The sequence below is a fragment of the Paraburkholderia sp. RCC_158 genome (genome assembly GCF_041355255.1).
Lineage (GTDB): Bacteria > Pseudomonadota > Gammaproteobacteria > Burkholderiales > Burkholderiaceae > Paraburkholderia > Paraburkholderia graminis.
Window position 1 is genome coordinate 439,513 of the sequence record NZ_JBFUPM010000003.1, and the last position, 23,507, is coordinate 463,019.

Here is a 23,507-nt window from a genome sequence, read left to right on the forward strand (position 1 = left end):
ATGTGTGCGAGGACGTGTTGTGACGTGGTGAGGACGTGCCGCCGCGTATGGCACGTATGCCGCCAACGTCACGCACGCGATTTCCGCCACATACATCACAACGTGACATACGTCACGTAGACTACATAGGCTACATAGGCCAAATACTCCACGCCCAGCGAGCCGCAGCCACGCTCACCTACGCGCCGCTCAGACGCTTCCTCATCGCCGCCGCAATGCGTTGCCGCGTCTTTGCATAATCGGCCCACGGATCACCCTTCAGTTCGTCGAGCCTCTCGTGCAGGTTCTCGATATTCCACTGGTCGCCGCCCGTCGTTTGCGCGACTTCGTCCCATGCAAGCGGAACCGAAACGCCGAGGCCGGGACGCGCCCGCACCGAAAACGCGGCGACGGTGCTCGAGCCGCGGTTATTGCGCAGATAGTCGACGAAAATCTTCTGCTTGCGATTCTGCGCGCCCATCTTCGCGCTGAAGTACTTGGGCAGCGTGGTCGCCATGTGTTGCGCGACGGCCTGCGAGAACTCCTTCACCTCGTCCCAGCCCGCGTGTTTCGAGAGCGGCACGACCACGTGCAGACCTTTGCCGCCGCTCGTCTTGCAGAACGACGTGAGGCCGAGTTCCTCGAGCAGCGAGCGCGTCAACATCGCGGCCTCGATCATCCGGTCCCAGCCGAGCGACGGGTCCGGGTCGAGATCGAACACCACGCGGTCCGGCTTTTCGATGTTCGACGCCACGCCGTTCCATGTGTGAAATTCGATCGTGCCCATTTGCGCGGCGCCGACGAGCGCCTTCGCGCTATCGACGGTGATCAGCGGAGGATGACCCGGATCGAGCCCGGGATGCTGCGTGATGTTTGGAATCGACAGCTTCTGCGTGTGCTTCTGAAAAAACAGCTCGCCGCCGATGTCCTCCGGCGCGCGCACGAGCGACACCGGCCGGTCGACGAGATGCGGCAGCATCCATTGCGCGACGGATTCGTAGTACTGCACGAGGTCGATCTTGCGCGCGCCGGTGCTTTTGTCGATGACGCGGTCGGGATGCGAGATGCGGACCCCGGCGACTTCGGCGGGCGAGGATTTTTTGGCTCGCGGTGCGGTGGGTTCGGTTGAGTTTTGGGTGGCGGTTTTGGTGGCTACTTTGCTCGCGGTTTTCGTGGCCACTTTGCTGGCGGATTTGGCGGCGGTTTTGTTGGCCTCGCCGCGCGCCGCACGCTTTTTCGGCGCGGCGTCGGCCTCGATGTCGGTTTGCTGTTGCACGTCGTCCCCCTTGCGTGGTGCTTCCTTGACGATCTGGCGCGCCGGCTTGTCCTTGCGCAGACTCACGAACGACGCCTGACGCACGATGCCGTCGCTCGTCCATTCGGCGAAATTGCATTCCGCGACGAGCACCGGCTCGACCCAATGCACGGGCGTGCGGCTGCGCTCGCGCGGTGTGCTCGCGAACGGCATGCGCTTCGTTTCGTGCGCGTCGAGTTCCTTCTTCACCGAGCGCAGCAACGCGGCGTCGAAACCGGTGCCCACGCGCCCCGCATACCGCAGTTTGCCCTTGCTGTCGTGCACGCCGAGCAGCAGCGCACCGAACGCCGCGCGGCTGCCCGACGGTTCCGAATAGCCGCCGATCACGAACTCTTGCCGCCGACGGCACTTCAGCTTGATCCACGTGGCAGAGCGGCCGGACACATAGCCGCTGTCGCGCCGCTTGCCGATGATGCCTTCGAGCGCCATGTCGCACGCGCTTTTCAGCAGATCGTCGGCGCTGAACTCGAAGTCGTTCGAAAAACGCAGCACGCTGTCGTCGACGGGCTCCAGCAGCGCGCGCAGAATCGCGCGGCGCTGTTGCAGCGGCACGCCGCGCAAGTCGTAACCGTTGAGAAACGGCACGTCGAACAGATAGACGACAATGTCTTGCGGACGGTTCGAATCGAACGCGTTTTGCAGCGCCTGGAAACTCGGCACGCCGTTTTCGTCGAGCACCACGGCTTCGCCGTCGAGCCACGCGCTGTCGAGGCCCAGTTGCGCGAACGCCTTCACCTGCTTGCTGAATTTCGCGGTCCAGTCGTTGCCCGCGCGCGTGAAGACCTGCACGCCGCGGGTTTTCTCGCTTGCGTCGATGCGGGCCAGCACGCGATAGCCGTCGAACTTGATTTCGTATGTCCAGTCGTCGCCGGGCGGCGTCGCGTCGACGAGCGTCGCCAGTTGAGGCTTCAGCGAGGCAGGCAGTTTGGCCTTCACCGCGCCTTCTATCGCGGGCGATGCGGCGAGTTCGCGCAGCGACTCGCTGCTGCGTGTCGCGACGATGTCGGGGCGCTTCGGATCGCCGCGCACCGAGGCGGTTCTGGTTTTGCCGGCGCTCTGGTTGCCGGCTTTTCCCTTCCCCGCAGACGGCGCTGCGCCGCTCAGCACGCTGCCGGGCCGTTCGGCGAGAATGTCGTATTCGCTTTCGTCGCGCGCCTCGTCGTCGCGTTCCTTGATGAGGAGCCACTGTTCCTTGTCCGCGTCGCCGCGCATGTGGCTGCGCACGAGCGTCCAGCCGCCGTGCAGCTTGTCGCCGTGCAGATGGAACTTGAGCTTGCCCGCGCGATACGCGCGCGCCGCTTCGGCCGGGCCGCCGACAGGTTCCCATGTGCCGCGGTCCCATACGATGACCGTGCCCGCGCCGTAATTGCCCGGCGGAATCTCGCCTTCGAATGTCCCGTATTCGACCGGATGGTCTTCGACGTGGACGGCGAGGCGCTTCACCGACGGATCGAGGCTCGGCCCTTTCGGCACGGCCCACGACAGCAGCGCGCCGTTCAGTTCGAGCCGGAAGTCGTAATGCAGACGCCGTGCGTGGTGTTCCTGGATCACGTAGGACAGGCCCTGTTCGACTTCAGGCCGGGTGGCGCCGCGGCTGCCGCGCTTTTTCGCGGCGGTGCCCGCGGGCTCCGGCGTTTCGTCGAAGCGGCGCTTGCGGTTATAGAGGTCGAGTCTGTCGTTCATCGCGTGTCGTCATGCCGCCGCGCGGCGTTTGCGCGAAGCCGTCGTCGACTTCGCTGCGGCGCGGCCGCTCTTGCCGCCGCTCGTGCTGGCGCGAGACGTGCGCGTCGAGCGTGACTTTTTAGGCGCTGCCGTCGAGCCGCTGTCTTCTTCCGCCTCCGAGTTTTCGTCGGCGGCTTCATCGTCGGCGGCACGCTTGCGCGAGCCTGATGCGGGCTTGCTCTTACCGCGTCCCAAGCTGCGCTTCAGCAAGTCGGACAAATCGAGAATATCCGCCGATTGACGCGATTCGCGCGGCGCTTCGATGTCGGTGATTTCCTCGGTCTTGCCCTCGCGGACCTTGCGCTCGACCAGCGCCATGATGTCGTCGCGGAACGTGTCGTGATATTTCGACGGGTCCCACGTGTCGCTCATGTCGTCGATCAGTTTCTGCGCCATGTCGAGCTCGCGCGCGCTCACGCCGGCGGCCTTGGCACCTTCGGCGGGCAACTTGAATTCGTCGAAATCGCGGACCTCGTCCGCCCAGCGCAGTGTGTTCAGAGCGAGCACGGGGCCGACTGGAATCAGCGCCGCGAGATGCTGCTTGTTGTGCAGCACGACGCTTGCGACGCCGACCTTGCCCGATGATTTCATCGCCTCACGCAGCAGCGCATAGACCTTTTCGCCTTTGCGATCGGGCGTCAGGAAGTAAGGCGTGTCGAGGTAGAGAAAGGAGATGTCCGGGGCGTCGACGAACGCGAGGATATCCACCGTCTGCGTCGACTCGGGATTGGCCGCGCGGATTTCCTCGTCGCTCAGGACGACGTACTTGTCCTTCTCGTACTCGAAGCCGCGCACGATGTTATCGCGCGTCACGTCCTTGCCGGTGCGCTTGTTGATCTGCTTGTAGCCGACCGGATCGATCGTGCGCTTGTCGAGCAGATTGAAGCCGACCTTTTCCGATTTCGTGGCCGGATATAACTGCACCGGTACGTGGACAAGGCCGAAGCTGATCGCGCCTTTCCAGATCATGTGTGCCATCGTGCGCTCCCCTGGGCCTGGAATCTAGGAGAAGCAGCAAGCATGCCACGGCGCTCTGCCGACGCACGGCGCGGGCGCGCCGTCATCGGCGCGCATCGTGCTGTAACTCTTGCATGATGGCGGCAAGAACTACGGAGTCCCGCGTATTGCCGCCTCGCCTTCTATCGACACAACAGCGGTACTTCCGCGAAGCCGCGAAAACGCACGCGTCCGCCGCGCGTCGGCTCGCCATCGAGCTGATACGACGGAAAACGTCGAACGAAACGTCCGATGGCGATCCGCGCTTCGAGCCGTGCGAGCGAAAGCCCCGCGCATTGATGGATGCCAAAGCCAAAAGCAAGATGCCGGTTCGGCTCGCGGCGGATGTCGAAGCGGTCGGGCTCGGCGAACTGCTCGGGATCGCGATTCGCCGCGCCGATGCACAACGTGACCGGCGTGCCGCGCGCGACCGGCTGGCCGCCGATTTCGGTATCGACAGTCGTCATGCGGTTGCCGAGCTGGTTCGAGCTCTCGTAGCGCAGGCATTCCTCGATAGCCGATTCGATCAACGACGGTTCGGCGAGCAAGGCCGCGCGTTGGTCCGGCCATTCAGTCAGCGTGACTAGCCCGTTGCCGATCAGATTCGTGGTGGTTTCATGGCCTGCATTCAGTATGAAGATGCAGTTTTGCAGCAGTTCTTCTTCCGACAATTGCTCGCCGCCGGCCTCGCCCTGAATCAGCCGTGTCAGCACATCGTGCTGCGGATCGCCCGGCTCGCGTCGGCGCCGCGCGACCAGGCCGCGCAGATAATCGACGAATTCGCTGACGGCGCGGTTGCCGCGCTCGAATTGCGCGTCGGTGAGCGACGGTTCGAGCGCGCCGAGAATCGCGAGCGACCAGTCGCGCAACGGGGCGCGTTCGGCATGCGGCACGTCGAGCAGATTGCCGATGATCTCCACGGGTATCGCGGACGCGAAGTCGCCGATCAGGTCGATGCGTCCGCGCTCGGCAGCGGCGTCCAGCAAACCGTCGACGAGCCGGACCAGACCCGGCTCCATCGCCGCGATTGCTCGCGCGGTCAACGCGCCGGCGATCAGCTTGCGCACCCGCGTATGGCGCGGCGGATCGTTGAATACGAGGCTCGTGGTGTGATGCGTGTAGAGCGGCGAGTCGCCGTACTTCGGACGGAATTCGACGGTCTTGTCGGAACTGAAGGTTTTCGGGTCGCGGTATACCGCTTGGACGTCGCGAAAGCGCGTGAGAAAGAGCGAGCCGTCCGGCATGCGCTTGACGGGTTCGTGAGCGCGCAGCGCATGATAGACCGGGTATGGGTCCGCATAGAACTCAGGGCTCAGGTGGCGCAGATCGAAGTTGCGCGCGAGGGTGGCTGCGTCGGCGGTCGCCGTGGACATGCGTTGTCTCCTTGTTGTGTGTTTCTGTGCTCGTGTGTTGCGGGGCGTGTTTTGGTCGGGCGCTCGCTGCGTTTTGCGTGTGCTTTGCCTGTACGTTGGCTGTGCGTTGCCACTGCTTCGCGGCGCTTCAGTGCAATGAAGTCCGTTTGAACTTCACGCCAAAATCTCGCGGCGGCTTCTGCATGCAATGGCAGTGAGCCGTGAGCGTGGTTTGATGCGCCAGTATGAACCGGGCGGACGCGGATTGCACTGGAGCCAACGCCCTGTTTGCGTTTCACGCGCGCAGACGCGCTCGCTGGCGGCAGCAAAGCACTAGGACGGCCCCCTAGCCCCCGAGCCGTTACAATAGCGGCATTTTCCGCGCGCCTCGCGCGCTCGCCCTTTCCCGCGTCAATGCGTCGTTCATGAACCTCGTCATCCAAAGCCCCGCGCCCCTTTCCGCCGATCACCACAAGACGCTCGTCGCGCTCGCACGCGGCACGCACGCGACCGTCATCGATGCGACCGCGATTCGCATTGCCGACGCCGACGTCGCGCAGCGCCCCGACCTCGGCGTCTATTGCGGCACGCATCGGCTGGACTACGCGTTTGTCGAAAGCGGCCGCCGCTTGCGCGACTTCGGGCTCGTGGCAATGGACATGGATTCGACGCTGATCACGATCGAATGTATCGATGAGATCGCCGATTTCTGCGGCCTGAAAGCCGAAGTGGCGGCGATCACCGAGGCCTCGATGCGCGGCGAAATCAAGGACTTCAACGAAAGCCTGACGCGCCGCGTGGCGCTTCTGAAGGGCCTCGACGCGAGCGCGCTCGAACGCGTGTACGAAGAACGCCTGCAACTCTCGCCAGGCGCCGAGCGGATGCTGGCAGGCGCAAAAGAAGCCGGGCTGAAAACGCTGCTCGTCTCGGGCGGTTTCAACTTCTTCACCGAGAAGCTGAAGGCGCGGCTTGGACTCGACTTCACGCGCGCCAATACGCTCGAGATCGTCGACGGCAAGCTGACCGGCAAAGTGCTCGGCGAAATCGTCAATGCCGATGTCAAAGCGCGCACTCTGCGCGAGACGTGCGCGCAACTGAACATCGAGCCGTCGCGCGCGATCGCAATGGGCGACGGTTCCAACGACCTGAAGATGATGGCGGAAGCCGGACTTTCAGTCGCGTTCCGTGCGAAGCCGGTAGTGCGCGAAGCGGCCAGCGTGGCGTTCAACTACGTGGGGCTCGACGGGTTGTTGCGGTTGTTTGAAGCGTGATGCAGTTCGACGGACCGGCGCGATAGCTCGACGCGACGGTGCGATGATGTGATGGCCAGGTGAAACGGCTGCATGATCGTCAACCAATGCTGCGCCTGACGGCGCAACCAGGCGACGTTATTTTCTCGGAAGCCCGAGAAGAAATAATAAAGCCGTGCTGATCCCGTCGACGACGATGAAGATGGTGGACCACTTCACAAGACGCGTGCGATTTTGTTCCGATGCCAGAAAACTTACGACCTTATTCATAGTGCCTCCTTGAGTGGTCAGTATAACGGCCCGACTATCCCATAAATGACATGATGCAGATATGTAGGATTGCCAATAGTAGGGCGGCCGCACACGTGGATGCGATCGAGCAGCCGATTGCCGTTCGGGAGAACGTCCGCGCCGCCGGACGCGCAGTATCGGAGTTAGAGGCTGCAGCCGGCCGGGCGTACCGTGTACTCAGAAGACACGTCATCACCACAATAGAACACGCAAACGCGAGCAGGCAAAAAGCCACGATCCCCGACTCCAGAATCGGCGCGGCAGCGCTGCCGTGCTCCAACGCCGTCACCAGTTCATACACTCCGGCAGCGCACAGACCGATCGCACACCAGAACAGTTGTCCGTCCTTGATCGAGTCGGCGATCAATTCTTTCGCCACCGTCCAGCCATGTGCCGGCGCGACGAGCGCCAGCGTGAAGACAGGGCCGACGATCGGCACGCCGAGGTTCAGCAACATCCAGAAGAATAGGTTCATCGAAGCTCGCGGTCGTGCTCGGCAGTGAAGTCGGATACGCACGATCGTAGCGTTTGCGCACTGCCGCGGCTATTCAGCCGAACGGCTAGCTAGTGAGGCAAAGCATAAGAAAAAAGCCCACTGAAAACCGAAGTCCAGTGGGCTTGTGTCGCTGCAACATTGCGTCGTCGCGGCGCGGAAAATTCACATCAGGTTTGCCTAAACTTCACGCGAGCGCCGCGAGACATTGCTCGATGTCGGCGCGCAGATCCGCTTCCTCCTCGAGGCCGATATAGAACCGGACCAGCGTGCCGCGATGCGGCCATTGCGCCTCGGTCCGCATCGACGCGATGTCGTACGGCATCACGAGGCTATGCGCCCCGCCCCAACTCCAGCCGATCGCAAAGAGCTCCAGCGACTCGCAGAACGTGTCGATTTGCGCCGCACTATAGCGGGCGTCGAACACGACGGAAAACAGTCCGCCCGCGCCCGTGAAGTCGCGTTCGTAAAATTCATGGCCCGGACAGTCGGCAATGGCGGGATGCAGCACCGCGGCAATTTCCGGCCGCGTCTTCAGCCACTGCGCGAGCGCGAGCGCCGAGCGGTCGTGCTGCTGAAAGCGCACCTGCATGGTCGGCAGGCTGCGCAGAATCAGCGAGCAGTCATCCGACGATACGCCGAGGCCCATGCGCATGCGCGCCGACTTCAGCTTCAGATGCAACTCGCGATCGACGGTAATGGTCGCGCCCATCAGCACGTCGCCGCCGCCCGATTGGTACTTGGTCAGCGCCTGCACCGAAATATCCACGCCGTGATCGAACGGCCGGAAAGCGAGGCCGGCGGACCACGTGTTGTCGATCGCCGTGACGACGTTGCGCGCGCGGGCCGCGGCCGTGATCGCGGGCACGTCGGACACTTCCATCGTCACCGAGCCGGGCGCCTCGAGCCAGATGAGCCGCGTGTTCGGCTGGATCAGGTCGGCGATTCCCGCGCCGATCATCGGATCGTAGTAGCGCGCCGTCACGCCGAAATCGCGCGCGAGCCAGTCGGCGTGATCGCGATTCGGCGAGTAGACGTTGTCGGGAATCAGCACGTCGTCACCCGACTTCACAAGCCCGAAGTACACGTTCGAAATCGACGACAAGCCGGACGGCTGCAACAGCGCGTGATTGCCGCCCTCGATGGCGGCAAGGCGCTGCGCGAGCGCCAGCGACGTCGGCGTCGCATGCAGGCCGTAGCGCCACTGCGCGTCGTTTTTCCAGTCGAGCGCGCGCATCGTCGCGAGATCGGGAAATACGACCGTCGACGCGCGCGTCACCGGCACGGAGAAAGACTCGAAGCCCGGCGTGAGTTGGTCTTCGGCTTGCACGATGCGGGTTTGCAAAGCCCGCTTGAGTTTTGATTGGGTCATGGCGAATTCGATGAAAAGACAATGCGACGAGCGGACAATGCCGCGCCGTTCACGCAAGAGTAGACGAGTCGGCGGATTTTCGCCGCGGCGGGCGCAAGGGCCGCGAGGCTCGCGCCGTGGCGCGATTACTCGCCGGTTTGGAGATTGCTGACGCCGCCCACCGGGTGGCCCGCGCCGGTTGCGGGTGCGGATTGAGCCGGCAACGAAGGTGCGGTTGCAGCAGGCGCAGTCACATTACCCGGCTTACCCGCGGCCGGCACCGCTTGCCCCGCCGCCAGCGGCTTCAGATCGAACGGCTGCGGGTCGGAATCGTCGACGTTCATCCGCTCGCCGGCCAGCGAACCGTCGGCGGCAAACTTGCCGACCCAGTTCCCTGTGATGTGCGTACCGTCGTTCGACTCCTCGACTTCGAGCGTGTCGCCGTCACGGTCCCCCGCGATCAGGATCACTTCGCCGGTATCCGCGAACTGGTATTCGCCGTGGACGCCCGCCGGATCGTCGGCTTTCGGCCCAAGGCGCAGCACGATTGGCCGCGAGCCGAGCGTGCCGCTGTAGCGCGGCAATTTCGCGAATTCGGGGCTCGGCTTGAGCGGCAACTGGATCGGCGGCGGTGCGGCAAGTTCCTTGACTGCGTCGCTCTGCGCGCAGGCCGCGCCCGGAAACCAGGCCACCGCGCTCACCGACAGCAATGCGGCAACACTCGTCGCCGCCCAGCCGCGCCGGCGTACCGCGCCTTCCACCGATTTCACTTCCCGCATCCGTCGATCCTCATTGCTTGATACAGCTTGTGCGCCGTTCGCGACACCGTTCGTAAAATTCAGATCCGCTCGAAGACCGCCGCGATGCCCTGCCCGCCGCCGATGCACATCGTCACGAGCGCGTAGCGCCCGCCGATGCGCTGCAGTTCGTACAGCGCCTTCACGGTGATTAGCGCGCCGGTCGCGCCGATCGGATGACCGAGCGAAATGCCCGAGCCGTTCGGGTTGACCTTGGCCGGATCGAAGCGCAGTTCCTTGCTGACCGCGCAGGCTTGCGCGGCGAACGCCTCGTTGGCCTCGATCACGTCGAGATCGGCGACCGTCAGGCCGGCGCGCTCGAGCGCCTTGCGCGTCGCCGGCACCGGACCGATGCCCATATACGCCGGATCGACACCCGCATGCGCGTACGACACGAGCCGCGCCAACGGCTTGATGCCGCGCTGCTCGGCGACGCCGCGCTCCATCAGCACGACGGCCGCGGCCGCGTCGTTGATGCCCGACGCATTGCCCGCCGTCACCGTGCCGTTTTCCTTCGCGAACACGGGCTTGAGCTTCGAAAAGTCTTCCGCCGATGCGTTCATGCGCGCGTGTTCGTCGGTGTCGAACACGACATCGCCTTTCTTCGACGCCAACGTGATCGGCAGGATCTGTTCCTTGAAGTAGCCGTTCGTGATCGCGTGCGCCGCGCGGCGATGCGATTCTAGTGCGAGCGCGTCTTGCGCTTCGCGCGAAATTTCGTATTTGCGCGCGACGTTTTCCGCGGTCACTCCCATATGGATCGACTGGAACGGATCGTTGAGCGCGCCGACCATCATGTCGACGAGCCGCGCGTCGCCCATGCGCTGACCGAAGCGCGCGGCGGGCATCGAGTAAGGCGCGCGGCTCATGTTCTCCGCGCCGCCGCCGATCGCGATGTCGGCGTCGCCGAGCAGCACGCTCTGCGCGGCCGAGACGATGGCCTGCAAGCCCGAGCCGCACAGCCGGTTGACGGTGAGCGCGGGCGTGTGCTGCGCGACGCCGCCGTTGATCGCGGCCACGCGCGCAAGATACATGTCTTTCGGTTCGGTATGCACGACATTGCCGAACACGACGTGCCCGACTTCGTCGCCGGACACGTTGGCGCGCAGCAGCGCCTCGCGCACGACGCGCGCGCCGAGTTCGGTCGGCGCAATATCCTTCAGACTGCCGCCGAAACCGCCGATTGCCGTACGCACACCGCTCACCACCACTACGTCCCGTTGCATCGTTCGCTCCTCTTTCAGTCTCTACCGATAGTTTTGCTGCGGCGTGACCGGCATCGCGACTTTACGACGCTCAGCCCGCCAAAATCTCTTCGACCGCCGCGCGCGAAGGAATCGGCGCTACCGCGCCATAGCCTTGCGTGGACAGCGCCGCCGCAACGTTCGCATAACGCGCGGCTTCGAATGGATCATCGCCCTCAACAAGCCGCGCGATAAACGCGCCGCCGAAGCAATCGCCCGCGCCGGTTGCATCGACCGCATTGACGACGTGGCCCGGCACGAAGCGCCGCTCATCCGGCGTCGCGATATACGAGCCGTCCTTGCCGAGCTTCAGCGCCACCACGCGCGGACCGTGCGACAGCAGAAAGTCGACGATCTCGTCGCGGCCCGTCAAACCGGTCAGCTCGGTGACGTCGTCCCAGCTCGGCAGGCAGATGTCGGTTTGCCGGATCGCTTCGAGCATCACGGCGCGCGCGCGGTTCAGTGGCCACAGCTTGAGGCGCAGATTCGTGTCGAAGCTCACGCGCACGCCGTTGGCGCGAACATGCGCGATCGCTTCGAGCGCCGCGTCGCATGCGGACAGGCTGATCGCGAGACTGATGCCCGACAGATGGATGACCTTGGCCGCGGCAATCGCGTCGAGCGGCAGGTCATGCGGCGCATAGCGGCTCGCCGCCGAGCCCGCGCGCAGATAGTCGAACGCGTGGCCGTCCGGACCGTGCGACACGAAATACACGCCGGTCGACGCCTGCGGATCGACGCGCACCTGCGCCGTGTCCACGTTCTCGCGTTCCCACAGGTCGATCAGCAGCCGACCGAAATGATCGGCGCCGACCGCGGACACGAAGCCCGTCCGCGCACCTTGCCGCGCTGCCGCGATGCAGAAGTTCGACGTATCGCCGCCGAAGCCTTGCAGATACTTCGGCTCGCCTTTCGCCGACTGGTTGAACTCGATCATCGCCTCGCCGAGCGCGAGAATGTCCGGGTTAGCGGGCGTGTTCACGGTCATCGTTCAGACCTCGCCCCACAGGTCGTGACCGTCCGCGCCGGTGATTTTCACCGACACGAAGTCGCCGACCTTGTAACGCTTCGACGCCTTCGCGGCCGGCGCGATATACACGACGCCGTCGATCTCCGGCGCATCCGCGGCCGTGCGGCCAATGCCGCCGTCGGCGTTGATTTCGTCGACGAGCACTTTCAGCGTCTTGCCGACCTTCTTCGCGATCCGTTTGGCCGACACTTGTTCGGCCACTTCCATGAAGCGCGCGCGACGCTCTTCGCGGACTTCGTCCGGCAACGCGCCGTCGAGCTCGTTCGCCGTTGCGCCTTCGACCGGCGAATAGGCGAAGCAGCCCACGCGGTCGAGTTCGGCTTCGCGGATGAAGTCGAGCAGCGTCTGAAACTGCTCCTCGGTCTCGCCGGGAAAGCCCGCGATAAACGTGCTGCGGATCGTGAGGTCCGGACACATCTCGCGCCACGCCTTCACGCGCTCCATCACCTTCTCGGCGTTGGCCGGGCGCTTCATGCGCTTGAGCACTTCGGGATGCGCGTGCTGGAACGGCACGTCGAGATACGGCAGCACGTGGCCCTTGTACGGGCCCGACGCCATCATCGGAATGACTTCGTCGACGCTCGGGTACGGATACACGTAATGCAGACGCACCCACGCGCCGTATTGCGCGGCCAGTTCGCCGAGCGCGCCGACGAGATCGGTCATGCGCGTCTTGATCGGCTTGCCGTTCCAGAACCCGGTGCGATATTTGACGTCGACGCCGTAGGCGCTCGTGTCCTGCGAAATAACGAGCAGTTCCTTCACGCCGGACTTGAACAGATTCTCGGCTTCGAGCATCACTTCGGCGACCGGACGCGACACGAGGTCGCCGCGCATCGACGGAATGATGCAGAAGGTGCAGCGATGATTGCAGCCTTCGGAAATTTTGAGGTACGCGTAATGGCGCGGCGTGAGCTTGACGCCCGCGGGCGGCACGAGATCGACAAACGGATCGTGCGGCTTCGGCAGATGCATGTGAACGTGCTGCATCACTTCGCCGACCGCATGCGGGCCGGTCACGGCCAGCACTTTCGGATGCACTTCTTCGATGAGGCCCGAGCCGCTCGCGCTCTTCTTCGCGCCGAGGCAGCCGGTCACGATCACCTTGCCGTTTTCGTTGAGCGCCTCGCCGATGGCGTCGAGGCTCTCCTGCACCGCTTCGTCGATGAAACCGCAGGTATTGACGACCACGAGGTCCGCGCCGTCATAGGTGCCCGAAATCTCGTAGCCTTCGGCGCGCAGCTGCGTGATGATCTGCTCGGAATCGACTAAAGCTTTTGGACAGCCGAGGCTAACGAAGCCTACCTTCGGACTGGAAGGCGTCGGCGAGACGGAAGAAGTGGTTTGCGACATAGGTGAATCCGGCGGATAGCGGTGACGTGGCGACAATGGGGATCGGGGATGGTGCGGCAAGCGGTGTGGCAAGGACAGGCGGCTCAGAAACCCATGTCCCCGACTGCTGAAGATTCAGCGCCCCGCGCACGCAACCCGCTATTGTACCGCGCGCATTGGGCACACGTTGGGGCACACGTTGGGGCACACGTCGGGGCACGCGTTCGGACCCGCACCCGCGCCTGAGCCGCTCGCTAACCCGCCGTCCGCCGTCCGCAACGAGCGCGAGCGCCGACACAACCTTACGTCACTTCTTCTCCGGCTCCGGATTCGCCTGCGGAGTGGCGGTAGCAGACGGTGCCGCGGAGTTCGCGCCGCCCGGCGTGAACGGGAACGTCGCGAACATCGACTTCGCCTGGTTCTGCATCTGCTCCTGCATCTGCACGAACATGTTTTTCGACTGCTCGATGTAGCTGGTCATCATGCCTTGCATCATCGGCGCCTGCATGTTCATGAATTGAGACCAGACCTCCGGGTTCATCGCCTTGCCTTCGTACAGGTTCTTCGACTGGTCGGCGAGCTTCGCCTGAATGTCGATGAACGCCTGGATGTTCTTCTCCAGATACGTGCCCATCATGCCCTGCATCGCATGGCCGTAGAAACGGATGATCTGCGACAGCATCGACGACGAGAACATCGGCAGCCCGCCGCTCTCCTCTTCCAGAATGATTTGCAGCAGGATCGCGCGCGTCAGGTCCTCGTTGCTCTTCGCATCGATAACCTTGAAATCCTCCTGGTCCAGCACGAGTTGCTTGACGTCCGTCAGCGTGATGTACGTGCTTGTCTCGGTATCGTAAAGCCGCCGATTCGGATATTTCTTGATCAGTCGTTCGGCTGCTTTCTTTGTAGTAGTAGTCATGTAACGCCTTTGAGCGCAAGTAAAGCGCGGACGGCGTGCCGGCTGCGCAATCGGGCCGTTGCGCAACGGGACGCCGCCGGAACCATCCGAGCGGGGCGCGCTGCCTCGTGAGCGGCGCGCCGCTTGCTCAGCCCATATGCAAACCGCCGTTCAGCGAGAAATCGGCACCCGTGGAAAAACCCGATTCTTCGGACGCGAGCCACGCGACGATCGAGCCGATCTCATCCGGCCGGCCGAGGCGGCGCACCGGAATCGTCGCAACGATCTTTTCGAGCACGTCGGGGCGGATCGCCTTGACCATGTCCGTGCCGATGTAGCCAGGCGACACGGTGTTGACCGTCACGCCCTTGGTGGCCACTTCCTGCGCGAGCGACATCGTGAAGCCGTGAATGCCGGCCTTCGCGGTCGAGTAGTTGGTCTGGCCGAACTGCCCTTTCTGCCCGTTCACCGACGAAATATTGATGATGCGCCCAAAGCCGCGCTCCACCATCCCGTCGATCACCTGCTTCGTGACGTTGAAGAGACTGGTCAGGTTGGTGTCGATCACCGCGGTCCAGTCTTCGTGCGTCATCTTGCGGAACACGACGTCGCGCGTGATGCCCGCGTTGTTCACCAGCACGTCGATCTCGCCGACCTCGGCCTTAACCTTGTCGAACGCGGCCTTGGTCGATTCCCAGTCGCCGACGTTGCCTTCGGATGCGACGAAGTCGAAGCCGAGCGCCTTCTGCTCTTCGAGCCACTTCACACGGCGCGGCGAATTCGGGCCGCAGCCCGCGACGACCCTGTAGCCTTCCTTGTGCAGGCGCTGGCAAATGCTCGTGCCGATGCCGCCCATTCCGCCCGTTACATACGCAATTCGCTGTGTCATAACCTAGACTCCGTTGTCGTTCTTGAGGCGCCGGCCGGCTGCCCCAGCCGGCTACCTCTACCCTCGCCTGATGCTTTGTCCACACTGCCGCCGGGCGACCGGCCGGCGAGCCCGCTCTCGGGCGTCACACGAGCGCGCGCCGGATTCGCAAAGCGGCGCGCGTCAACACCGTGCACGGCGCCTGATGCGCGGTCGGCGTGCGGATCGTCGTCAAACGCGCTCGAGCGCCAGCGCGACGCCCATGCCGCCGCCGATGCACAGCGAAGCCAGGCCCTTCTTCGCATCGCGCTTCTGCATTTCGTGCAGCAGCGTGACGAGAATCCGGCAGCCGGACGCGCCGATCGGATGGCCGATCGCGATCGCGCCGCCGTTCACGTTGATCTTCGACGTGTCCCAGCCCATCTGCTTATGCACGGCGAGCGCCTGCGCGGCGAAGGCTTCGTTGATCTCCATCAGATCGAGATCGTTCACGCTCCAGCCCGCGCGCTCCAGACAGCGCTTCGACGCCGGCACCGGACCCATGCCCATGATCTTCGGATCCACGCCCGCGTTCGCGTACGCCTTGATGCGCGCAAGCGGCGTGAGGCCGAGCGCTTCAGCCTTTTTCGCGGACATGACGACCACAGCCGCCGCGCCGTCGTTCAGACCCGACGCGTTAGCCGCCGTGACCGTGCCTTCCTTCGAGAACGCCGGCTTCAGACCTGCCAGCGACTCGGCCGTCACGCCGTGACGCACGAATTCGTCGGTGGCGAAACGCACCGGGTCGCCCTTGCGCTGCGGAATCTCGACCGGCACGATTTCGTCGTCGAAACGGCCCGACTTCTGCGCGGCTTCGGCCTTGTTCTGCGACAGCGCCGCGAACGCGTCCTGCTGTTCGCGCGTGATGTCGAATTCCTTCGCGACGTTTTCGGCCGTCACGCCCATGTGATACTGGTTGTACACGTCCCACAGACCGTCGACGATCATCGTGTCCACCAGCTTGGCGTCGCCCATGCGGAAGCCGTCGCGCGAGCCCGGCAGCACGTGCGGCGCGGCGCTCATGTTTTCCTGACCGCCGGCGATCACGATGTCCGCGTCGCCCGCGATGATCGCGTTGGCCGCGAGCATCACCGCTTTGAGGCCCGAACCGCAGACCTTGTTGATCGTCATGCCGGGCACCGCCGAGGGCAGCCCCGCCTTGATCAACGACTGGCGCGCCGGATTCTGTCCCGAGCCCGCCGTCAGCACCTGGCCCAGAATGACTTCGCTCACCTGCTCGGGCTTCAGGCCCGCACGTTCCAGCACCGCGCGAATCACAGTCGCGCCGAGTTCGGGCGCGGCGATCTTCGCCAGCGACCCGCCGAATTTGCCCACTGCCGTACGCGCGGCCGATACGATCACAACATCAGTCATTTCCATATCCTCCGGGCTTCGCGGCCAATCAGGCCGGGGCCCGTCAAGTTAAAAATCTCGTTGCTCGTGAACCTGCTAGCTCGTCTTGCCCCGTTGCGTTGGGTGGCATCTGAGATCGTGTTCTTACTCGCGCTTGCGCACGTAGCGGCCCGGCGCCGGCTCGATGACCGGGAATTCCTCCGAGCCCGCCGCGGCGCGCGGCTTCACTTTCCTGCCGCCGTACTGATCGAGCCATGTGGTCCACTCGGGCCACCAGCTTCCGGGCACTTCCTTCGCCTCGCCGAGCCAGTCGTCCGGGTTCTCAGGCAAGCTCTTCTGCTCGCCCTCGAGCGTCCAATAGCTGCGCTTGTTTTTCGCGGGCGGGTTGATGACACCCGCGATATGACCCGACGCGCCGAGCACGAACTTCAACGGTCCGGTGAGGAGCGGCGCCGACGCATAGGCCGACGGCCACGGCACGATATGGTCGTCGCGTGAACCGTAAATGAAGGTGGGCACGTCGATCTTCGACAGATCGACCGGCTCGCCGCAGGTCGTCACTCCACCCGGTTCGCGCAGACGATTCTCGAGATACGTATTGCGCAGATACCAGACGTACATGGGACCGGGCAGGCTCGTGGAGTCGCTGTTCCAGTAGAGCAGGTCGAACGGCACCGGCGTGCGTCCCTTCAGATAATTGTCGACGACGTAGTTCCACACCAGGTCGTTCGGACGCAGGAACGAAAACGTGTTGGCGAATTCGATGCCGCGCATGAGTCCCGCCGGCGCACCGTTCTTGCCGCCGATGGTCTGCTCGCGCATTTGCACATGCGCTTCGTCGACGAAAATATCGAGCACGCCGGTGTCGGAAAAGTCGAGCATCGAAGTGAGCAGCGTCATCGACGCGGCCGGATGTTCGCCGCGCGCCGCCGCAACCGCGAGCGCGGTGGCGAGCATCGTGCCGCCGATGCAGAAGCCGAGCGTGTTGATCTGCTCGCGTCCGCTGATCTTGCTCACGGTTTGCATCGCGGTGAACACGCCCTCGCTGACGTAGTCGTCCCACGTCTTATGCGCGATGGAAGCGTCCGCATTGCGCCACGAAATCAGGAACACCTGGTGGCCCGAATCGAGCGCATGGGCGACGAGCGAGTTCTCCGGCTGCAGATCGAGAATGTAGTACTTGTTGATGCAAGGCGGCACGATCAGAAGCGGCCGCTCGCGCACGGTCGCCGTGCGCGGCTTGTACTGGATCAACTGCATCAGGTCGTTTTCGAACACGACCGAGCCTTCGGTGGTCGCGAGATTTTCGCCGACCACGAAACGCGATTCGTCCGTCTGCGAAATCTTGCCGCGCTGCATGTCGGCAAGCAGATTCATCACGCCTTGCCGCAAGCTCTCGCCCTGGCTCTCGAGCAAGGTCTTTTGCGCCTCGGGATTCAACGCGAGGAAATTGCTCGGCGACGCCGCGGCCGTCCATTGCTGAACGGCGAAGCGGATGCGCTCGCGCACTTTCGGTTCGGTCTCGAGCGCGTCGACCATTTCCTGTAGATAGCGCGCGTTCAGCAGATACCACGCGGCGGTGAATGCGAAGGCCGGCGTGGCGCTCCATGCGTCGGAACTAAAGCGGCGGTCCTTGAGTTCGGGCGCTTTCGGCGCCGCGCCGCCGCCGCTCGCCTGCTGCAGCAGCACCATCGCTTCACGCGTGTAGTCGGCTTGCAGTTTCTGCAGACGTTCAGGGGGAATCGCCGCGGCCGGTATGTTCAGACCGGCGAACGACGGCATGCCGGGTATCCCACCCGCGGCACCCGCAGCACCCGCTGCGAGCTTGCTGAAATCAGGCATGCCAGGGAACGATGGCATCGACGGCATGCCGGGCACGCTCCACGGCGCCGCGCCTTGAACTGGAGGAAATTGCGGCATCGCGAACGGCGCGCCGTTGCCGCCGGCTGCCGTTCCTGCGCCCAACGAGCGCCAGGCGTTTAACCACGCGTCGAAAAATGGCTGAAGGCCCGCGGTCGCTGCGGCGCCGCTCGCGCCACTGGTGCCGGCCTGCTGCGTTTGCTCCTTCGAGGAGTCGGTGCTGGGGGAAGCTGGGGAATGAGGAGCTGCCATACCTGCTTTTGACCGGTAAGTCCTTGCGGACGGTTGAGAGGCAGGTTCTTGCGCACGTGGGCGATCGCTCGCGCCCTCGTCACGCCCTGTCCCATGTACGAGGAGCTGTGAGGAACATTCTTGCTCCCCATCGCAAGGCATGTCAATGCTTGTTCCCGATTTTGCCGCAGTGCGATAGTTTTTTAATTATCGTTTTCCCTGTATCACTGGCCGGCATTTTCAGACATATGTCAATCGAATGGCGGATTGCGAAAAAACGCTGTATTGCCGCGCTTAATTCACATTTATTGCTCGGTGTTAATGCGGGTATTAACGGACGAAACGATTCCGTTCGACACTTCCGGCAGCGCAGCAAAATGCGAGTCTCGCTCGTCTCAGTCGCCGAGTGTCTGAGCTTCGTTGTCGAGCCAGATCAATGCGGCCATGCGCCCTGTCTCACGATCGCGCCGGTACGAATAGAAGCGCTCGCGCTCGCTGACCGTGCACATGTCGCCGCCGACAACGCGCGTCACGCCGAGCCGCTGCAAACGCAGACGAGCCAGCGCCGGAAGATCCGCAAGATATTTGCCGTCGTTTCGCGGATGCGCGACGAAGGCGCTCGCGGTTGCATCGCGTTCGCTTGCATTCGCGCCGTCGAGGAACGCGTCGCGCACGTCGGGCCCGACTTCGAACGATCGCGGTCCAATGCAAGGTCCGAGATACGCGTGCAACGCGTGCGCTTCTACGCCGGCGAGTTCGGCGACGCGGCCGGCCGTCTGCTCGACGATGCCCGCCGCGAGTCCGCGCCAGCCCGCGTGCGCCGCGCCCACTGCACGGCCGGTTTCGTCACACAGAAGCACCGGCATGCAGTCCGCGATCATGACCACGCACGCGATGCCCGCGCGATCCGTGACGCTCGCGTCCGCTTGCGTCGGCGTGCCGTTCGCTTGCGCTTCGCGAAGCGCGTCCTCGGCTCGCACGATGCGCGCCGCGTGTACCTGATCGAGCCACGCGGCATCGGCGACGCCTGCCAGCGTGAGGAGCCGCTCCCGATTGGCCGCGACCGCGGCGGGATCGTCGCCGGACTTCATGCCGAGGTTCAGGCCGCCGGGTTCGTCCGCGCCGTCGCGCCAGCGACCGAACGGCGGCTTGCTCACGCCGCCGTTACGCGTTGTGACGAGCGCGCGCACGCGCGGCGCCACATTCCACGCGGGTTGCACGACATCGGCAAAGCTCAGTTCGGGCAGGCTGGTCATGCGCGATCGTCCTTGTCTTGCTGTGGGTTGTGGTCGTCGGGTTCGTCGGCTTGGTCGTGCTCGTCGGACTCGTCCTGCTCGTCGTATTCGCCGTGCGGATCGTGCTCGTCGGCGTCGTCGTGCTCGTCGTAGTCCGCGGCCTCGTAGCCGTCTTCCTCATAGTACGTCTCGTCGAACTCGCCCGCATCGTCGCGACCAAGACCCAGCGCCGCCGACAGCGCCGCGATATCTGCCGGCACGTCCGCGCGCCATTGCATCGTGCGGCCGGTCTTCGGATGAATCAGACCGAGGCGCCATGCATGCAGCGCCTGGCGCGCGAACTCGCCGGGCAGCGGCGTCACCGAGCGCTTGCCGCGCGCGCGCCCATACACCGGATCGCCAAGCAGCGGATGGCCGATATGCGCGCAGTGCACGCGGATCTGATGCGTGCGGCCGGTTTCGAGATCGCAGTGAATCGCGGTGACCGGCTGACGCTGCCAGATCGCCGTATCGACGCGCCGAAAATGCGTGCGCGCCGGTTTGCCCGATGCGCCGGTCACGACGGCCATGCGCGTGCGCTCGCGCGGATCGCGGCCGATGGGCGCGTCGATCGTGCCTTCCTCGGGCATGTTGCCCCACACGAGCGCGAGATAGCGGCGCTTGACCGTGCGCGCCTGCAACTGGCGCACGAGGTCGGTCTGCGCCTCGAGCGTGCGCGCGACCACCATCAGCCCCGATGTTTCCTTATCCAGCCGATGCACGATGCCCGCGCGCGGCAAGCCCGCCGCGGCGTCGCCGTAGCGGTACAGCAAACCGTTCAGCACGGTCCCGCTCCAGTTGCCGGCCGCCGGATGCACGACCATGCCGGCCGGCTTGTTGATGACGACGAGCGTGTCGTCTTCGTAGACGATCTCGAGCGGCACCGGTTCGGGCGTGAACGCGAGCTGTTCGGGCAGCAGGTCCGGCACGAGTTCGATCGTCGCGCCAAGCGGCACCGGCTGGCGAATCTTTGCCGGCTTGCCGTCGATCCGCACGCGCTCCGCCTCGATCCAGCTTTGCAGACGGTTGCGCGAGAATTCGGGGAAAAGGCGCGCGAGCACCTTGTCGAGGCGCTCGCCTGCCAGTTCGTCGGGCACCGCGACACTGCGCGGCGTTTCGTCCGCGACACGGTTTGCCACACTCGGCACCATGCTGGCGAGCGCGGCTTTGCCGAGCGCGTCGGCGGGGAGGTCGTCGTCGAGCGAATCGGGGCCCAACGCGTCGGAGGGGTCGGCGCTTACGTTATAATCTTCGTTGCTATTCCGGGCACCGGTTGCAGCGCCTGGAGTATTTGAGCGGGTCATTGAGTCTGGGTCACCTGGACGTAAAGCTAGACTGGAAAATGCGAGCCTTGAACACCATCACTAAAGCGGCGATCAATTTGAAGGCCATGAAGAGCGCGGCCCGGAAAGTGGCCGGATACATTGCGTGTGCCGCAGCCGTCGCGGTTGTTGCGGCTTGCCACGGCCTGCCGGAGAAGACCGACGAAACGGCAACGTGGAACAACAACAAATTATATACGGAGGCGAACGACGCCCTGAGCGGCGGCGACTTCGGCAAGTGCGCGAAGTACTTCGAAATGCTCGAAGGCCGCGACCCGTTCGGCCACTTCGCCCAGCAGGCGCAGATCAACGTCGCTTATTGCAACTGGAAAGATAACGAAGCCGCGGCCGCCGATCAGGCTATCGACCGCTTCATCCAGCTGCACCCGGATCACCCGGACATCGCCTATGCGTACTATCTCAAAGGCATGATCCACTTTAACGACGACCTCGGTCTCTTCGGCCGCTTTTCCGGCCAGGACATGAGCGAGCGCGATCCGAAGTCGCTGCGCGAGTCGTACGACGCGTTCAAGGTCGTGGTCGACCGGTATCCGAACAGCAAATATGCGCCGGACGCCGCCCAGCGCATGCGCTACATCGTGAACGCGCTGGCGTCGCACGAAGTCCATGCGGCGGATTACTACTACCGCCGTGGCGCGTATGTGGCTGCGATCAATCGCGCGCAGCTCGCGTTGAAGGAATACAAGAACGCACCGGCTATCGAAGACGCGCTGCACATCATGATGCTGTCGTATCAGAGGCTGAACCAGCCACAACTCGCCGACGACACGAAGCGCGTGCTCGCCGGCACCTTCCCCGACAGCCCGTACGTCACGGGTCATGCAAGGCCGGGTAAGGAAAAGTCGTGGTGGCAGTTTTAAGCCGCACCGCGGGTTGAACCGCGGCTGAACACGAGTTGCAAAGCAAAACGCCACGACTTCGGTCGTGGCGTTTTGCTTTATGCGTTAGCGGGATGGGTTGGCCATATCGACTAGCCGGATCAGTCCCGCTCGAACAACGCAATCGACTCGACATGCGACGTATGCGGGAACATGTTGACGACGCCCGCACCCACCAGCCGGTAGCCCGCCTCGTGCACGAGCAGACCGGCGTCGCGCGCGAGCGTCGACGGATTGCACGACACGTAGACGATGCGCTTCGGCAGCGGTCCATCGCCGCTTTGCGCGATTTCCGCGAGCGCCTTCGCGACGGCCAGTGCGCCTTCGCGCGGCGGATCGACCAGGAACTTGTCGAAGTGGCCGAGCGCGCGCATGTCGTCGGCGGTGACTTCGAACAGATTGCGGCATGCAAACGACGTGTGCGCCGCCACGCCGTTCAGCTCGGCATTGGCCAGCGCGCGCGAGGTCAGCACGTCGCTGCCTTCGATGCCCACCACTTCCCTCGCGATGCGCGCGAGCGGCAGCGTGAAATTGCCGATGCCGCAGAACAGATCGAGCACGCGGTCCGTGCGCGCGGGCGCGAGCAGGCGCAGCGCGCGGCTCACGAGCACACGGTTGATCGCGTGATTGACCTGCGTGAAGTCGGTCGGCTTGAACGGCATGCGGATGTCGTACTCGGGCAGCGTGTAGTCGAGCTGCACGTCGAGCGGATACAGCGGCGTGACCGTGTCCGGGCCGCCTGGCTGAATCCAGAACTGCACCTTGTGTTCGTCGGCGAACTCGCGCAGCACTTGTTCGTCGGCGGGCGTCAAAGGCTCGAGATTGCGCACGACAAAAGCCGTGACCGACGAGCCGACCGCCAGTTCGAGCTGCGGCATGCGGTCGTAGATGGACAGCTTGCGCACCATGAAGCGCAGCGGCATCAACATCGCCGACACATGCGGCGGCAGCACCTCGCAGGTTTTCATATCCGCGATGTAGCTGCTCTTCTTCTCGTGAAAGCCAATGCGCATGCCGCCTTTTTCGGGCAGAAAACGCACGGCGAGACGCGCGCGATAGCGATAACCCCAGGCCGGTCCGTGAATCGGCCGGAACACCGTTTCGGGGCGCAGCTTCGCGAGATGCTGAAGGTTGTCCTCGAGCACGCGCTGCTTCACCGCGACCTGCGCGCGAATGTCGAGATGCTGCATAGAACAGCCGCCGCAAATGTCGAAGTACGTGCATTTTGGCTTCGTGCGCATCACGCTTTCGCGGAACACCTGCACCACTTCGGCCTGTTCGAACTTCGGCTTGCTGCGATGTGTCGAGTAGCTCACGCGCTCGCCGGGCAGCGCGCCTTCGACGAAAATCACCTTGCCGGGCGTGCCGTCTTCGGACTCGATGCGGCCGACGCCGCGCGCTTCCATATCGAGCGAAACGATTTCGACGACCGGCTCGTTGCCGGTAATGACGGGCGCCGGAGCCGGCGCGGCTTTGTGGTATTTCGACGTGCGCTTCGGCGAGCGACGATGGTGGGCAGTTCGGGACACCTGCTACTTCCTGACAAACTTGGGGGAAAGGCGAGATTGTAGACGAAGCCGGCGCGAGCGACGCCCCGGCTCCGTGCACGCG

Annotated in this window: 18 protein-coding genes; 2 read left to right on the plus strand and 16 right to left on the minus strand. The window is 64.1% G+C overall.

What is annotated here, in order from left to right:
* Positions 1 to 178: 178 nt before the first annotated feature.
* The 3 genes from ligD to AB6809_RS08975 form a co-directional block, all read right to left on the minus strand.
* On the minus strand, positions 179 to 2,977 hold the full coding sequence (ligD, locus tag AB6809_RS08965) for a DNA ligase D (protein WP_371026392.1): 2,799 nt from the start codon (positions 2,975 to 2,977) through the stop codon (positions 179 to 181).
* A gap of 9 nt (positions 2,978 to 2,986) precedes the next feature.
* Positions 2,987 to 3,994, minus strand: a complete 1,008-nt coding sequence (locus AB6809_RS08970; protein ID WP_307254567.1) for a Ku protein — start codon at positions 3,992 to 3,994, stop codon at positions 2,987 to 2,989.
* 161 nt (positions 3,995 to 4,155) lie between these two features.
* A complete protein-coding gene (locus tag AB6809_RS08975) occupies positions 4,156 to 5,385 on the minus strand; it encodes a cytochrome P450 (RefSeq protein ID WP_371026393.1) in 1,230 nt (409 codons plus the stop codon).
* 404 nt (positions 5,386 to 5,789) lie between these two features.
* Here AB6809_RS08975 and serB point away from each other — a divergent pair, with 404 nt between their 5' ends.
* Entirely contained in the window at positions 5,790 to 6,635 is an 846-nt protein-coding gene (gene serB / locus AB6809_RS08980; protein ID WP_371026394.1) for a phosphoserine phosphatase SerB, read from the plus strand.
* Positions 6,636 to 6,918: 283 nt separating this feature from the next.
* Here the strand turns inward: serB and AB6809_RS08985 are convergent, their stop codons facing one another.
* The 12 genes from AB6809_RS08985 to AB6809_RS09040 form a co-directional block, all read right to left on the minus strand.
* On the minus strand, positions 6,919 to 7,380 hold the full coding sequence (locus tag AB6809_RS08985) for a hypothetical protein (RefSeq protein WP_371026395.1): 462 nt from the start codon (positions 7,378 to 7,380) through the stop codon (positions 6,919 to 6,921).
* Between the two features lie 205 nt (positions 7,381 to 7,585).
* Complete coding sequence (locus AB6809_RS08990; protein WP_053858035.1) at positions 7,586 to 8,770, minus strand: cystathionine beta-lyase; 1,185 nt, start codon at positions 8,768 to 8,770, stop codon at positions 7,586 to 7,588.
* Between the two features lie 125 nt (positions 8,771 to 8,895).
* A complete protein-coding gene (locus AB6809_RS08995; protein ID WP_053858034.1) occupies positions 8,896 to 9,528 on the minus strand; it encodes a hypothetical protein in 633 nt (210 codons plus the stop codon).
* A 59-nt stretch (positions 9,529 to 9,587) separates the two neighbouring features.
* The gene (gene bktB, locus AB6809_RS09000; protein WP_371026396.1) at positions 9,588 to 10,772 is read right to left on the minus strand and encodes a beta-ketothiolase BktB; all 1,185 of its coding nucleotides are present in this window, start codon (positions 10,770 to 10,772) and stop codon (positions 9,588 to 9,590) included.
* Positions 10,773 to 10,842: 70 nt separating this feature from the next.
* The gene (locus AB6809_RS09005; protein ID WP_371026397.1) at positions 10,843 to 11,778 is read right to left on the minus strand and encodes a sugar kinase; all 936 of its coding nucleotides are present in this window, start codon (positions 11,776 to 11,778) and stop codon (positions 10,843 to 10,845) included.
* A 3-nt stretch (positions 11,779 to 11,781) separates the two neighbouring features.
* A complete protein-coding gene (rimO, locus tag AB6809_RS09010) occupies positions 11,782 to 13,173 on the minus strand; it encodes a 30S ribosomal protein S12 methylthiotransferase RimO (protein WP_371026398.1) in 1,392 nt (463 codons plus the stop codon).
* A 286-nt stretch (positions 13,174 to 13,459) separates the two neighbouring features.
* Positions 13,460 to 14,071 (minus strand): polyhydroxyalkanoate synthesis repressor PhaR, encoded by a 612-nt coding sequence (gene phaR / locus AB6809_RS09015; protein WP_006048885.1) that lies wholly within the window; start codon positions 14,069 to 14,071, stop codon positions 13,460 to 13,462.
* A 127-nt stretch (positions 14,072 to 14,198) separates the two neighbouring features.
* Entirely contained in the window at positions 14,199 to 14,939 is a 741-nt protein-coding gene (locus tag AB6809_RS09020) for a 3-ketoacyl-ACP reductase (protein WP_006048884.1), read from the minus strand.
* 210 nt (positions 14,940 to 15,149) lie between these two features.
* A complete protein-coding gene (locus AB6809_RS09025) occupies positions 15,150 to 16,331 on the minus strand; it encodes an acetyl-CoA C-acetyltransferase (RefSeq protein WP_029968296.1) in 1,182 nt (393 codons plus the stop codon).
* Positions 16,332 to 16,454: 123 nt separating this feature from the next.
* Positions 16,455 to 18,422 (minus strand): class I poly(R)-hydroxyalkanoic acid synthase, encoded by a 1,968-nt coding sequence (gene phaC / locus AB6809_RS09030; RefSeq protein WP_371026399.1) that lies wholly within the window; start codon positions 18,420 to 18,422, stop codon positions 16,455 to 16,457.
* A gap of 374 nt (positions 18,423 to 18,796) precedes the next feature.
* Positions 18,797 to 19,657, minus strand: a complete 861-nt coding sequence (gene pgeF, locus AB6809_RS09035; protein ID WP_371026400.1) for a peptidoglycan editing factor PgeF — start codon at positions 19,655 to 19,657, stop codon at positions 18,797 to 18,799.
* A complete protein-coding gene (locus tag AB6809_RS09040) occupies positions 19,654 to 20,979 on the minus strand; it encodes an RluA family pseudouridine synthase (protein ID WP_371026401.1) in 1,326 nt (441 codons plus the stop codon). The genes pgeF and AB6809_RS09040 overlap by 4 nt, the downstream gene beginning before the upstream one ends.
* Before the next feature lie 38 nt (positions 20,980 to 21,017).
* Between AB6809_RS09040 and AB6809_RS09045 the strand changes: the two genes are divergently transcribed.
* Positions 21,018 to 21,878, plus strand: coding sequence for an outer membrane protein assembly factor BamD (locus tag AB6809_RS09045; RefSeq protein ID WP_006048879.1), 861 nt, complete (start codon positions 21,018 to 21,020; stop codon positions 21,876 to 21,878).
* 119 nt (positions 21,879 to 21,997) lie between these two features.
* Here the strand turns inward: AB6809_RS09045 and rlmD are convergent, their stop codons facing one another.
* Complete coding sequence (gene rlmD / locus AB6809_RS09050) at positions 21,998 to 23,425, minus strand: 23S rRNA (uracil(1939)-C(5))-methyltransferase RlmD (RefSeq protein WP_371026402.1); 1,428 nt, start codon at positions 23,423 to 23,425, stop codon at positions 21,998 to 22,000.
* Positions 23,426 to 23,507: the final 82 nt, after the last annotated feature.

What these genes read in the sequence shown, in the direction of transcription:
- ligD (WP_371026392.1), bottom strand. Translation starts at nt 2,977, where the DNA reads ATGAACGACAGACTCGACCTCTATAACCGCAAGCGCCGCTTCGACGAA.
- AB6809_RS08970 (WP_307254567.1), bottom strand. Translation starts at nt 3,994, where the DNA reads ATGGCACACATGATCTGGAAAGGCGCGATCAGCTTCGGCCTTGTCCAC.
- AB6809_RS08975 (WP_371026393.1), bottom strand. Translation starts at nt 5,385, where the DNA reads ATGTCCACGGCGACCGCCGACGCAGCCACCCTCGCGCGCAACTTCGAT.
- serB (WP_371026394.1), top strand. Translation starts at nt 5,790, where the DNA reads ATGAACCTCGTCATCCAAAGCCCCGCGCCCCTTTCCGCCGATCACCAC.
- AB6809_RS08985 (WP_371026395.1), bottom strand. Translation starts at nt 7,380, where the DNA reads ATGAACCTATTCTTCTGGATGTTGCTGAACCTCGGCGTGCCGATCGTC.
- AB6809_RS08990 (WP_053858035.1), bottom strand. Translation starts at nt 8,770, where the DNA reads ATGACCCAATCAAAACTCAAGCGGGCTTTGCAAACCCGCATCGTGCAA.
- AB6809_RS08995 (WP_053858034.1), bottom strand. Translation starts at nt 9,528, where the DNA reads ATGCGGGAAGTGAAATCGGTGGAAGGCGCGGTACGCCGGCGCGGCTGG.
- bktB (WP_371026396.1), bottom strand. Translation starts at nt 10,772, where the DNA reads ATGCAACGGGACGTAGTGGTGGTGAGCGGTGTGCGTACGGCAATCGGC.
- AB6809_RS09005 (WP_371026397.1), bottom strand. Translation starts at nt 11,778, where the DNA reads ATGACCGTGAACACGCCCGCTAACCCGGACATTCTCGCGCTCGGCGAG.
- rimO (WP_371026398.1), bottom strand. Translation starts at nt 13,173, where the DNA reads ATGTCGCAAACCACTTCTTCCGTCTCGCCGACGCCTTCCAGTCCGAAG.
- phaR (WP_006048885.1), bottom strand. Translation starts at nt 14,071, where the DNA reads ATGACTACTACTACAAAGAAAGCAGCCGAACGACTGATCAAGAAATAT.
- AB6809_RS09020 (WP_006048884.1), bottom strand. Translation starts at nt 14,939, where the DNA reads ATGACACAGCGAATTGCGTATGTAACGGGCGGAATGGGCGGCATCGGC.
- AB6809_RS09025 (WP_029968296.1), bottom strand. Translation starts at nt 16,331, where the DNA reads ATGACTGATGTTGTGATCGTATCGGCCGCGCGTACGGCAGTGGGCAAA.
- phaC (WP_371026399.1), bottom strand. Translation starts at nt 18,422, where the DNA reads ATGGCAGCTCCTCATTCCCCAGCTTCCCCCAGCACCGACTCCTCGAAG.
- pgeF (WP_371026400.1), bottom strand. Translation starts at nt 19,657, where the DNA reads ATGACCAGCCTGCCCGAACTGAGCTTTGCCGATGTCGTGCAACCCGCG.
- AB6809_RS09040 (WP_371026401.1), bottom strand. Translation starts at nt 20,979, where the DNA reads ATGACCCGCTCAAATACTCCAGGCGCTGCAACCGGTGCCCGGAATAGC.
- AB6809_RS09045 (WP_006048879.1), top strand. Translation starts at nt 21,018, where the DNA reads ATGCGAGCCTTGAACACCATCACTAAAGCGGCGATCAATTTGAAGGCC.